This is a genomic window from Pseudomonas sp. G5(2012) (assembly GCF_000408945.1).
Classification (GTDB): Bacteria; Pseudomonadota; Gammaproteobacteria; order Pseudomonadales; family Pseudomonadaceae; genus Aquipseudomonas; species Aquipseudomonas umsongensis.
Window position 1 is genome coordinate 75,741 of sequence record NZ_APIO01000075.1, and the last position, 12,144, is coordinate 87,884.

Here is a 12,144-nt window from a genome sequence, read left to right on the forward strand (position 1 = left end):
CATGTCGCGCAGCCTTTGGACTCGCTTCAAACTACAGATCGCTTTCGTAGTCGCCAGCAGCCTGCTAATGACCGGTTGCGCCAACACCGGCAGCTCCATGCTCGGCGAAGGTGAAGGCGACGGTACCGACCCGCGCCTGACCCAGGGCAATGACGCAGAGTTCTTCAGCAAGTCCGGATACCAGGCCTGCGCCGTCGGCGCCGGTGTCGGCATCCTCGCTTGCGCGCTGTCCAACAGCAGCAACAAAACCGTGTGCGTCATCGCTGCCGGTATTACCGCGTGTGGCGTGGCCATGGGTGCGAACTATTATCTGGATCAACGTCGCGCTGAATACGCCGACACCACCACCCGCTTGGCGAAGATGAACAGCGACGTCGAACAAGACACGCAGAAAGTGATCGCCCGGACTGAGACCGCTCAGCAAGTGATCAATGATGACCGTGCGCAAATTGCCCAGATCAAAAAGGACATCGCCAACAAGAAAGTCGACAAGAGCAGAGCCCAGGCGCAAATCGCCGGGATCGATTCGGACATCGCGCGCCTGCGCAAAGACCTTGCCAACATGCGGACCAAAGTCACCGAGTACCGCAAGGTGGCAGACGCCGAGCGTTCGCAAGGCAGCAGCGCCGAGATCAGGCAAGTGGAGATGAACATTCAGAGAATGAACCAGAAAGTCGTCAGCCTCCAGAAGGAAGTCGACGCGCTGTACAGCCAACGCTCCGCAATCACCCTGGGCTAAACACATGACACCAAGACAACTGATGGTCATCACTGCCGTCCTGGCCCTGAGCGGTTGCGCGACCCAGCCCGGCGAATGCGATGCGACCAATCGCGACAGCAGCATGCTGACCAAGATGAACTGCGACTATTCCGGTGGTTACAGCGATCAGGTCAAGCAGAAGGAAGAGGCCCTGAGCGAATCCCGAAAGCAAAACGCAATGTTCCGTCAGGTGTACGAGAACATTCAGGCCCAGCAGCTCAGCACCAAGGCCGACCTGGCCAGCCAGCAGAAATCCCAGGCGGCGCTGAATCAGTCGCTGACGCAGCTGCTGAACTCGCTCAAGGCCCGGCGTGGCAATGAAGCCCAAGTGCAGAAGCAGATTGCCGACCTCGAGAAGCAACTCAAGGCTACGCAAGCGCCGCCAACGGCCAAAGCAACGCCCGCGGCACTGGCGGCCAGGCAGCAAGAACTGAAAACGTTGCAGAAGAAGGTCAACCAGCTGCAATTCAGCCTCGGCTACGAAGAGTAACTTTTCACCCCGCAGGGCATCCCGAGGGATGCCTGCACTTTTTCAGGAATCGTCGTCATGCAGCGGGTCATCAGGGATGCGCAAGCCACATCGGAGGGGATGAGTGCGCTGCAAGCCAAAGTCGCCCTCATCCAGAAACACTTTCCGCCGACCGTCGCCAGTCTGTTTGCCATCCCGCGGATGGGCAGCGGCGACGTGCTGGAATGGTGGACCGAACTGGGTGGCCAACCCACGCCTTATGCCGATCTCAACGAGGACGCGCAACGACGTTTGCTGGAAACCTATGAGGTGCGTCAGACGTCCCTCGCACAGCTGGCGGATGAACTGCAAAAACGCGGTCAACCGACGGAAGCGCAAGACCTGCGCAGCCTGCTCGGCACGCCTGAGCTGGACAAACTCTACAGCCTCAACGGTGAGCCTTTGGTGGTGCGCTGGAACCAGCGTCCGCCCAAACCGATTGTGCCGCCAGTGATTCCGGTGGTACCGGTCGTGCCGCCGTCGCGGCGTGGCTGGTGGATCGCGGCGGCCTTGCTCGCGCTGCTGTTGCTGCTTCTGGCACTCTGGCTCTGGTGGTTCCTGCACCGTGAGCCGGTGGTCGTGGCTCCGCCTGTAGCGCCTGTGGCGCCGGTGGTTACGCCGGCTGAGAAACCGCTTGAGAAACCGGTTGAACCCGCCCCCGCGCCTATCGTGGAACCGGAACCGAAACCTGTTCCGGCACCCGAACCCACGCCAGAACCGGTGCCGGAGCCCAAGCCGGTCCCACCACCAAAACCGGCACCGGCACCCGTACCGGAACCCAAGCCGACCCCGCCACCCAAACCGGTTCCACCACCAAAACCGGTAGTGGCTGCCCCGCCACCAGCCCCGCCCCCAGCTCCGACGCTGGACAACTTCGCATGCCGCAAAACAGCACCGAAGTCAGAGGTCCCGCAGTTCGTGGTGGTGCTCGACACCTCGGGTTCGATGGATTTGAACATCAAGGCAGTGAGAGCCGACGAGGACTGGTTCTACGGTCCTGACATCAACAAGCTGCTGGACCCGAACCGCACGATGCGGCTTACCGCCAAGCCCAGCCGCATGGACGTCGCCAAGGAGTCGCTGGCCGGCATGATCAACGGGCTGGACCCGAAGATTGATACACGCCTGATCACCTTTGCCGGCTGCGAAAGAACGCCGGACCGGGGTTTGTTCAAGTTCGGCGACCGCCCGCGGTTGATCAACGGGATTCGAGGCCTGGTTCCCGACGAAGGCACACCGCTGGCCGACAGCCTGGCCCACGCGGCGAGCACGGTCGACGGGCGCAATAACGATGCCGTGATCGTGATGTTCGTCGACGGCGAAGACGGTTGCGGACAGGACGTATGCGCGGTATCCCGTCGAATCGCCAGGGAACAACCACGCCTGCGGGTCAACGTGGTGAAAATCGGTGCGGGCGGCCCGTCACGCTGTATCGCTGAAAATACCGGAGGTCGGATTTACAACAGCACCAACGCAGCTGAGTTGGGTAACCTGTTGAAACAGGCGAGCAAGGAAGTATCCAGCAATGCCAAGTGTGATTAGCTTGGCGACGGATCCGCCATTGAGGCTTGCCGGCGATGATTCAGCTCAAGTGCTCGACCGCCGGTAACTCCATGGCCCGAACCTCGCCCAACAAAAAAACGCTGAGGCGGCGTAAACGCTCACCTCCGGGGCGGGTTTTCGGCCAGACCAGGTAATAATTCTCACCGCTGGCGACCGCCGTCGGCCACGGCAAACTCAGGCGACCCTGCGCAACATCTTCAGCCACCATCAACAAATCGCCCATGGACACGCCATAGCCTCGGGCGGCGGCGATCATCCCCAACTCCAGCGTGTCGAACACCTGGCCGCCCTTGAGTGAGACCTGGTCAGTCAGGCCCATGCGCTCCAGCCAGCTGCGCCAGTCGCGACGGTCGGGTGTTGGGTGAAGCAGTTCGGTGCTGGCCAGCCGTGCGACGTCCCACGGCTGATCGTTCAGAAGATTGGGCGCGCCCACCGGAATCAGTTCCTCTGGAAATAACAAAGTAGCCTCCCAGTCCGGCGGGAAATGCCCGTTGCTGAGGATCACGGCGCAATCGAACGGTTCCTGATTGAAGTCCACCGAGTCGATGTCCATCCAGGCGCTGGTCAGCTGTACTTCATTGCCCGGTTGAAGGTGCCGAAAACGGCTGAGCCGCGCCAGCAACCAGCGCATGGTCAGGGTCGACGGGGCTTTCATACGCAGGATGTCGTCTTCGGCGCGCAAGGTATTGCAAGCGCGCTCCAGGGCAGAGAAACCGTCGCGAATGCCCGGCAGGATCAACCGCGCCGACTCAGTGAGTTGCAGGTTTCGCCCGCTGCGGTGAAACAACCGACAGGCAAAATGCTCTTCGAGCGTACGAATATGCCGACTGACCGCGCTTTGGGTAATCGACAGCTCTTCCGCAGCCCGGGTAAACGATGTGTGACGCGCCGCTGCTTCAAATGCGCGCAGAGCATATAAAGGAGGAAGACGACGCGACATCAGGAAAGCTCCTACAGCGGTTTTGAATACCCTAGCAGAAAATCTCCAGCATGAGTTTGAATCATGCTACCCATCCTTTTTATCCCTTTGTGCAATCCCCGTAGAGCGCCGAGAATCGACGCTTTCCTGTCTCCTTTGATAATCGAGCGTGATGACCATGCAGCATCCAGCGCGTATTGAACTCTGGGCCATCCTGCGGCTGGCGGGGCCGCTGATCGCCTCGCAGTTGGCGCACATGTTGATGGTCCTCACCGACACCTTGATGATGGCGCGACTGAGCCCCGAGGCCCTGGCGGGCGGCGGGCTCGGTGCGGCGACTTACTCGTTCGTGTCGATTTTCTGCATCGGCGTGATCGCGGCGGTCGGCACCCTGGTGGCGATCCGCCAGGGTGCGGGCGACATCCTCGGCGCGACCCGGTTGACCCAGGCCGGGTTATGGCTGGCCTGGCTGATGGCGCTGGTGGCGGGCTTGCTGCTGTGGAACCTCAAGCCGGTACTGCTGCTGTTCGGCCAGACCGAAAGCAACGTCCAGTCGGCCGGTCAATTCCTGATCTTCCTGCCGTTCGCCCTGCCCGGATACCTGAGCTTCATGGCCCTGCGTGGCTTCACCAGCGCGATCGGCCGGGCAACGCCGGTCATGGTTATCAGCCTGGGGGGCACCGTCGCCAACTTCCTGCTGAACTACGCGTTGATCACCGGGATGTTCGGTTTGCCGAAACTGGGGCTGATGGGCATTGGCCTGGTCACGGCAATTGTCGCCAACCTGATGGCGCTGGCGCTGGCGTGGCACATTCGCCGGCACCCGGCCTACGACGCCTATCCCCTGCGCCGGGGTCTGTTGCGGCTCAACCGACAGTACCTGAAGGAGCTGTGGCGCCTGGGGCTGCCGATTGGGGGCACCTACGCCGTGGAGGTTGGGCTGTTTGCCTTCGCCGCTTTGTGCATGGGCACCATGGGCAGCACGCAGCTGGGGGCGCACCAGATCGCCCTGCAAATTGTCTCGGTGGCATTCATGGTGCCCGCGGGGATTTCCTACGCGATCACCATGCGCATCGGTCAGCACTACGGCGCCGGGCAGTTACTGGACGCACGGCTAGCCGGAAGGGTGGGGCTGGCTTTTGGCGCGGTGGCGATGCTGTGCTTTGCGATGGTCTTCTGGCTGTTGCCAAATCAGTTGGTCGGGCTGTTTCTCGATCACAACGACCCCGCGTTTCGCGATGTCATCAACCTGGCGGTGAGCCTGCTGGCAGTGGCGGCATGGTTCGAGCTGTTCGACGGCACGCAAACCATCGCCATGGGCTGTATTCGTGGGCTCAAGGACGCCAAGACCACCTTCCTGGTGGGCTTGGGCTGTTACTGGCTGATTGGCGCCCCGGCAGCCTGGTGGATGGCGTTCCACTTGAATTGGGGGCCAACGGGCGTCTGGTGGGGCTTGGCACTGGGACTGGCCTGTGCAGCGGTGGCCCTGACGCTGGCGTTTGAATGGAAGATGAAGCGGATGATTCGGCGGGAGCCGGTGCCAGGACATTTCGACGCCATCCAGGCCGAATGAAAACTCTGTAGGAGCTGGCTTGCCAGCTCCTACAGGTTTTGTGTTCAGACCACGATTTCCAGCGGCGCCTGCTGATTGCCGTCAAACATCAGGTACTCCACCAGCTCCGCCAACGGCAACGGCTTGCTGATCAGATACCCCTGCACCTGATCGCAATCGAACCCGCGCAACAGATCCAGTTGCTCCGGCGTCTCCACGCCCTCGGCAACCACTTCCAGATTGAGGTTGTGCGCCAGGTTGATCATCGCGTGCACCAGTTGACGGTTTTCTTCGCGCTGCTCCATGCCACCGACAAAGCTCTTGTCGATCTTCAACAACGTAATCGGCAGGCTGTTGAGGTGCACAAAGGATGAAAAGCCGGTACCGAAGTCATCGAGGGAGAAGCGCACGCCCAGGCGCCCAAGGGCGTCCATGGTCTGCTTGACCAGGTCGCTGCGGCGCATGACCGCGGTTTCGGTCAGTTCGAATTCCAGCCACTGCGCTTCGACTCCGCGCTCGCTGATCAGCCGGCTCAGGGTCGAGAGCAACTGGCTGTCCTGAAATTGCCGGAACGACAGGTTGATCGCCATGTGCAACGGCGGCAAACCTAGCTCAAGCAACGCCTGCATATCGCGCAATGCCCGGGAAATGACCCAGTAACCCAGCGGCACGATCAAACCGCTCTGCTCGGCCAGGGGCACGAACTCGCTCGGTGGCAGCAAGCCGCGCTCGGCATGACGCCAGCGCACCAAGGCTTCGAGGCCGACGATTTGCCCGTCTTCAAGGTTCATTCGCGGCTGGTAATGCAGTTCCAGCTCATCGCGGCGCAAGGCCCGGCGCAGCTCGGTCTCGAGGTCGGCGATACTGCGGGCATTGCGGTTGATGCGTTCGTTGAAAATATGAAATGTGCAGCCCTGGGTGCTTTTCGCTTGCTGCATGGCGATATGCGCGTGCCACATCAACGGGTCGGCGCCCGCCTGCGCTCGTGCATGGGCAATGCCCAGGCTGGAGCCGATCAGCAGGCTTTCGCCGTCGACCCAATAAGGCTCGGCCAACGCTTCGGTAATGCGCTCGGCCATCCATTCGGCGCGCTCAGGAGCGCGGCGGGTGTCGATCAGCAAGGCGAACTCATCGCTGCCCAATCGCGCCAGTTGATCGCCGGCCTCAAGCTGGCCTTTGAGCCGCGCGACCACTTGCAGGATCAGGCGGTCACCGGCCTGGTGGCCGAGGGCATCATTGGCGTAACGAAAGTTGTCGAGGTCAAGATGGCCGAGGGCCAGGCCACGACCATCGTTTTCCGCCAGCCGCGCCGTCAAGAGGGTCTGGAAACCCTGGCGGTTGGCGATGCCGGTCAGCGGATCCTGCTCGGCCAGGCGTTGCAGGGTGTTTTCCAGTAAGCCGCGCTCACGCACATGGCGCAGGCAACGGCGCAACATGCCCGGGTCAAGATGGTCACGCACCAGCCAGTCGCTTACACCGTCGGGCGCGGTCACGGGTTCATGCTCGAGCAGCAACACCGTCGGCAGGCAGCAACGGCCCGGCGCCGGCTGGAGAGCCGGGATCGTCAACAACACCGCGCTGCGGTTGTCATCGAACAGACTGCTGACCGACTCCCAGCTCGGCGCACTGATGAGCACGGCCAAGCTCCCCATCGGAGCCAGACACTCGCGCAACAACGCTGCCCACGCTGGCTCTTCGGCCAATAGCAGCAAACGCAAGGGTTCGACAGGCGTAGACAAGCTAGCTCCCTAGACTCTGCAAAGATGTAGGCGACGGCATTATGCCGCGCCGATCCCTGATGACCAATGGACATCCGAGGCCTTTGTATCCGGAATTACGAACATTAGACGCGAATTCGTCGTGCATCCTGCGTGAAAGTAACAAAACCGGCAAATACAGATCGCGCTGTACGTCACAAGTCGGAGAGAGCAGCACAATTCTCTGAGCCTGTTAAAATGCCGGCCCATTTCGTGACTGACTCCTGAATTTACCTATGTCCCGACTCAATCCCCGGCAGCAAGAAGCCGTGAGCTATGTCGGCGGCCCTCTTTTGGTGCTCGCCGGTGCAGGCTCCGGCAAGACCAGCGTAATCACCCGAAAGATTGCCCACTTGGTCCAGAACTGCGGCATCCGCGCCCAGTACATCGTCGCCATGACATTCACCAACAAAGCCGCGCGCGAGATGAAGGAGCGGGTCGGCACCCTGCTGCGCGCCGGTGAAGGCCGCGGCCTGACGGTCTGCACGTTCCACAACCTGGGCCTGAACATCATCCGCAAGGAACACGCGCGGTTGGGCTACAAGCCCGGTTTCTCGATTTTCGACGAGACCGATGTCAAGTCCCTGATGACCGACATCATGCAAAAGGAATACTCGGGCGACGACGGCGTCGACGAGATCAAGAACATGATCGGCGCCTGGAAAAACGACCTGATCCTGCCGGCCCAGGCCCTGGAGAACGCGCGCAATCCCAAGGAACAGACCGCCGCCATTGTCTACACCCACTACCAGCGTACGCTCAAGGCGTTTAACGCGGTGGACTTCGACGACCTGATCCTGCTGCCGGTAAAGCTGTTCGAAGAGCACGCCGACATCCTGGAAAAGTGGCAGAACAAGGTGCGTTACCTGTTGGTGGACGAATACCAGGACACCAACGCCAGCCAGTACCTGCTGGTGAAAATGCTGATCGGCAAGCGCAATCAGTTCACCGTGGTAGGTGACGACGACCAGTCGATCTACGCCTGGCGCGGCGCCCGCCCGGAAAACCTGATGCTGCTCAAGGAAGACTACCCTTCCCTGAAAGTGGTGATGCTGGAGCAGAACTACCGCTCCACCAGCCGCATCCTGCGCTGCGCAAACGTACTGATTTCGAATAACCCCCACGAATTCGAAAAGCAGCTGTGGAGTGAAATGGGTCACGGTGACGAGATCCGCGTGATCCGCTGCCGCAACGAAGACGCCGAAGCCGAGCGCGTGGCCGTGGAAATCCTCAGCCTGCACTTGCGCACCGACCGGCCTTACAGCGATTTCGCGATCCTGTACCGGGGTAACTATCAGGCCAAGTTGATCGAACTGAAGTTGCAGCATCACCAGGTTCCCTATCGCTTGTCCGGCGGCAACAGCTTCTTCGGGCGCCAGGAAGTGAAAGACCTGATGGCCTACTTCCGCCTGATCGTGAACCCGGACGACGACAATGCCTTCCTGCGCGTTATCAACGTGCCGCGCCGCGAGATCGGCTCGACTACGTTGGAGAAACTGGGCAACTACGCCACCGAGCGAAAAATCTCGATGTATGCCGCCACCGACGAAATCGGCCTGGGCGAGCATCTGGACAGCCGCTTCACCGATCGTCTGTCGCGCTTCAAGCGCTTCATGGACAAGGTCCGCGAGCAATGCGCCGGCGAAGACCCGATCTCGGCCCTGCGCAGCATGGTCATGGACATCGACTACGAGAACTGGCTGCGCACCAACAGCTCCAGCGACAAGGCCGCCGACTACCGCATGGGCAACGTGTGGTTCCTCATCGAAGCGTTGAAAAACACGCTCGAGAAGGACGAAGAAGGCGAAATGACCGTCGAAGACGCGATTGGCAAGCTGGTGCTGCGCGATATGCTCGAGCGCCAGCAGGAGGAGGAAGACGGTGCCGAAGGCGTGCAGATGATGACCTTGCACGCCTCCAAGGGCCTGGAATTCCCCTACGTGTTCATCATGGGCATGGAAGAGGAAATCCTTCCGCACCGTTCCAGTATCGAAGCCGACACCATCGAGGAGGAGCGGCGCCTGGCCTACGTGGGCATTACCCGCGCGCGCCAGACCTTGGCCTTCACCTTTGCCGCCAAGCGCAAGCAATACGGCGAGATCATCGACTGCGCACCAAGCCGCTTCCTTGATGAACTGCCGCCGGACGACCTGGCCTGGGAAGGCAACGACGACACACCGACCGAAGTCAAAGCCGTGCGTGGCAATAGCGCATTGGCGGATATACGCGCGATGTTAAAGCGCTAGAATTGACCACATTTATTTAGACCTTCGGCGCAAAAGGCGCCAAACGAGGACAGCTTCATGGAAGCACTGCACAAGAAAATTCGCGAAGAAGGCATCGTGCTTTCCGATCAGGTCCTGAAAGTCGACGCCTTTCTGAATCACCAGATCGACCCGGCCCTGATGAAGCTGATCGGCGATGAATTCGCCACGCTGTTCAAGGATTCGGGCATCACCAAGATCGTCACCATCGAAGCCTCGGGCATTGCGCCGGCAATCATGACCGGCCTGAACCTCGGTGTGCCGGTAATTTTTGCGCGCAAGCATCAGTCCCTGACCCTGACTGAAAACCTGCTGTCGGCGACCGTCTACTCGTTCACCAAGCAGACCGAAAGCACCGTGGCGATTTCTCCGCGCCACCTGACCAGCAGCGACCGCGTGCTGATCATCGATGACTTCCTGGCTAACGGTAAGGCGTCCCAGGCGCTGATCTCGATCATCAAGCAAGCCGGTGCCACCGTGGCCGGCTTGGGGATCGTGATCGAGAAATCGTTCCAGGGCGGTCGTGCGGAGCTGGATGCCCAGGGTTATCGCGTTGAGTCGCTGGCGCGCGTGCAGTCGCTGGCTGGCGGCGTCGTGACCTTCATCGAGTAAAGCCGCCACACCGCATCTCCCCTGTGGGAGCGGGCTTGCTCGCGAAAGCGGTGGGTCAGTCGACATCAACTTTGACTGACACACCGCTTTCGCGAGCAAGCCCGCTCCCACATTTGTTTTGTGGTGTTAGTTATTGCGCGGTGACCTTCAGGCCGGTTAGCAGCAACCGCTGAAACAGGTCTTCTTTCAAGCCATCCGGGCTGGTCAGTTGCATCCGCTCCAGATGTTCCGGGTACGAAGAAGGCTCCGGCGCATCCAGCGCAGCCTTGCCCAACTCCAGCACTTCGCTGAGTTTGAATTTGCTCTTGAGCCAGTTCAGCGCCCGCAACAGGTCACGCTCCACGTCGGTGAAATCGCAACCCAGCGGATACTCCGGAAACAACCGCGAATGACGCGCTTCAATCGCCTGCAAACGCTGTGGTGTGTTGTCGGTGAAACGCGGATCCAGATGGAAATCCTTCGGTAACTTGCCGACCTTCCGTGCCTGCTCGATCAAGCCCGGCTGAAAACGCGAGTCGCTGATGTTCAACAGGGCTTCGATCACCGCCGCATCCGTCTTGCCGCGCAGATCGGCAATGCCGTACTCGGTGACCACGATGTCCCGCAGGTGCCTGGGGATGGTGCAATGACCGTACTCCCAGACAATATTGGAACTGACGTCACCCGCCGACTCACGCCAACTACGCAGCAGCAACACCGAACGCGCACCTTCCAGCGCATGGCCCTGGACAACGAAGTTGTATTGTCCACCCACCCCGCTGACCACGCGCCCATCTTCAAGCTGATCCGCCACACCGGCGCCTAGCAGGGTTACGGTAAACGCGGTGTTGATAAATCGTGCATCGAGCCGCTGCAGGCGTTTGAGCTCTTCCTGCCCGTACAGTTCGTTGATGTAGCTGATGCGGGTCATGTTGAATTCGAGACGCTTGCTCTGCGGCAATTCGCGCAGCCGCTGATAGAAACTGCGTGGGCCGAGGAAGAAGCCGCCGTGCACCGAAATACCGTCGGTTTGCGCCGCTTCGTCGAGGGTGCCGGCATTGGCCTGCCGTTGGGTCGGCACGTCCGGGTAAACCTTGCGCCGCACGATCCCGGCGTCAGCCAGCACCAGAAGGCCGTTGACGAACATTTCGCTGCAACCGTACAAGCCTTTGGCGAATGGATCGATGCCACCTTCGCGCTCAATCAGTTGCGCCCACGGGTCGAGATTCAGGTCGCTCAGTAAAGCCTTATAGGCGTCGTTGTCAGCCTGACGCGCCAGCAACGCAGCGGTCAGCGCATCGCCCATGGAACCGATGCCGATCTGCAGGGTACCGCCATCACGCACCAGTGAGCTGGCGTGCAGGCCAATGAAATGATCCTGGAAACCCACCGGCATGTTCGGCGTGGAAAACAGCGTGGTGCTGTCTTTCTCGTCGATCAACAGGTCGAAGGTGTCGATGCCGACTTCAGCGTCACCGGGCATGTAGGGCAAATCGTCGTGCACCTGCCCGACCATCAGGATCGTCTCCCCTTCTGCACGGCGCCTGGCAATCATCGGCAGCAGGTCGAGGGTGATGTCCGGGTTGCAACTCAAGCTCAAGCGATCGGGATGTTCGGGATGTTCGGGATGACTGGCCACCAATTGAGCAATCAAGTTCAAACCGGCAGCGTTAATGTCCCGGGCGGCATGGCTGTAGTTGCTGCTGACGTAATCCTGTTGCGCCGTGGCACTGTTGAGCAGACTGCCGGGCTGCATGAAGAATTGCTGGATGTGAATGTTGCCCGGTAGATCATCGCGACGCAGGTCGGCGAGGAACTCCAGCTCCGGATAATCGCCGAAAACCCGTTCGATAAAGGGTTCAAGGAAGCGCTTTTGCAAGCCATCGCCCAAGGGCGGGAGTCCCAGGCACAACGCGGTGTAAATCGTCAGCCGTCGCTCAGGCAACTGAGCAATTCGTTGATACAGCGCGTTGACGAAGTGATTGGGCTTACCCAATCCCAAGGGCAAGCCCATGTGAATATGCGCCGGCAACCTCGCCAACACTTCATCGACCGCTTGCTCGATAGAACACAGCTGTACCATCCGATCCTCCCGTACATTCCATGAGTGAGGTTGGACCGAGCTTGCCGGGTCTTTGCTGCATTGACCAGCCCATTAAATACAATCGACCCACACAGGAAACCCTGTAGGAGCGATTAACGAAATCGCAGGCATCGGCATAGGGGACGG

9 protein-coding genes are annotated in these 12,144 nt (G+C 60.4%); 6 read left to right on the forward strand and 3 right to left on the reverse strand.

Going from position 1 to position 12,144, the window contains the following annotated elements; all coding sequences use genetic code 11:
- Position 1: 1 nt before the first annotated feature.
- From PG5_RS22310 to PG5_RS22320, 3 genes are read left to right on the forward strand one after another with little or no spacing between them, the layout of a single operon-like run.
- Positions 2–739, forward strand: coding sequence for a hypothetical protein (locus tag PG5_RS22310; RefSeq protein ID WP_020799394.1), 738 nt, complete (start codon positions 2–4; stop codon positions 737–739).
- 4 nt (positions 740–743) lie between these two features.
- Positions 744–1,250: a hypothetical protein gene (locus PG5_RS22315; RefSeq protein ID WP_033039480.1), complete on the forward strand. Its 507-nt coding sequence runs from the start codon at positions 744–746 to the stop codon at positions 1,248–1,250.
- Positions 1,251–1,307: 57 nt separating this feature from the next.
- Entirely contained in the window at positions 1,308–2,810 is a 1,503-nt protein-coding gene (locus PG5_RS22320; RefSeq protein ID WP_020799396.1) for a VWA domain-containing protein, read from the forward strand.
- A gap of 40 nt (positions 2,811–2,850) precedes the next feature.
- Here PG5_RS22320 and PG5_RS22325 read toward each other — a convergent pair whose 3' ends face one another.
- Complete coding sequence (locus PG5_RS22325; protein WP_020799397.1) at positions 2,851–3,771, reverse strand: LysR substrate-binding domain-containing protein; 921 nt, start codon at positions 3,769–3,771, stop codon at positions 2,851–2,853.
- 157 nt (positions 3,772–3,928) lie between these two features.
- Between PG5_RS22325 and PG5_RS22330 the strand changes: the two genes are divergently transcribed.
- Positions 3,929–5,323, forward strand: a complete 1,395-nt coding sequence (locus PG5_RS22330; RefSeq protein WP_042955649.1) for a NorM family multidrug efflux MATE transporter — start codon at positions 3,929–3,931, stop codon at positions 5,321–5,323.
- A 44-nt stretch (positions 5,324–5,367) separates the two neighbouring features.
- Here the strand turns inward: PG5_RS22330 and PG5_RS22335 are convergent, their stop codons facing one another.
- Positions 5,368–7,041: a bifunctional diguanylate cyclase/phosphodiesterase gene (locus PG5_RS22335; protein ID WP_020799399.1), complete on the reverse strand. Its 1,674-nt coding sequence runs from the start codon at positions 7,039–7,041 to the stop codon at positions 5,368–5,370.
- Between the two features lie 254 nt (positions 7,042–7,295).
- On the opposite strand from PG5_RS22335, the gene rep reads away from it, so the two are divergent.
- Both rep and PG5_RS22345 read left to right on the forward strand, forming a co-directional pair.
- Entirely contained in the window at positions 7,296–9,305 is a 2,010-nt protein-coding gene (gene rep, locus PG5_RS22340; RefSeq protein WP_020799400.1) for a DNA helicase Rep, read from the forward strand.
- A gap of 57 nt (positions 9,306–9,362) precedes the next feature.
- Positions 9,363–9,935, forward strand: a complete 573-nt coding sequence (locus PG5_RS22345) for a xanthine phosphoribosyltransferase (protein ID WP_020799401.1) — start codon at positions 9,363–9,365, stop codon at positions 9,933–9,935.
- 130 nt (positions 9,936–10,065) lie between these two features.
- Here PG5_RS22345 and PG5_RS22350 read toward each other — a convergent pair whose 3' ends face one another.
- Positions 10,066–11,997, reverse strand: a complete 1,932-nt coding sequence (locus PG5_RS22350) for an acetyl-CoA hydrolase/transferase C-terminal domain-containing protein (protein WP_020799402.1) — start codon at positions 11,995–11,997, stop codon at positions 10,066–10,068.
- Positions 11,998–12,144: the final 147 nt, after the last annotated feature.

What these genes read in the sequence shown, in the direction of transcription:
- PG5_RS22325 (WP_020799397.1), bottom strand. Translation starts at nt 3,771, where the DNA reads ATGTCGCGTCGTCTTCCTCCTTTATATGCTCTGCGCGCATTTGAAGCA.
- rep (WP_020799400.1), top strand. Translation starts at nt 7,296, where the DNA reads ATGTCCCGACTCAATCCCCGGCAGCAAGAAGCCGTGAGCTATGTCGGC.
- PG5_RS22330 (WP_042955649.1), top strand. Translation starts at nt 3,929, where the DNA reads ATGCAGCATCCAGCGCGTATTGAACTCTGGGCCATCCTGCGGCTGGCG.
- PG5_RS22350 (WP_020799402.1), bottom strand. Translation starts at nt 11,997, where the DNA reads ATGGTACAGCTGTGTTCTATCGAGCAAGCGGTCGATGAAGTGTTGGCG.
- PG5_RS22345 (WP_020799401.1), top strand. Translation starts at nt 9,363, where the DNA reads ATGGAAGCACTGCACAAGAAAATTCGCGAAGAAGGCATCGTGCTTTCC.
- PG5_RS22320 (WP_020799396.1), top strand. Translation starts at nt 1,308, where the DNA reads ATGCAGCGGGTCATCAGGGATGCGCAAGCCACATCGGAGGGGATGAGT.
- PG5_RS22310 (WP_020799394.1), top strand. Translation starts at nt 2, where the DNA reads ATGTCGCGCAGCCTTTGGACTCGCTTCAAACTACAGATCGCTTTCGTA.
- PG5_RS22315 (WP_033039480.1), top strand. Translation starts at nt 744, where the DNA reads ATGACACCAAGACAACTGATGGTCATCACTGCCGTCCTGGCCCTGAGC.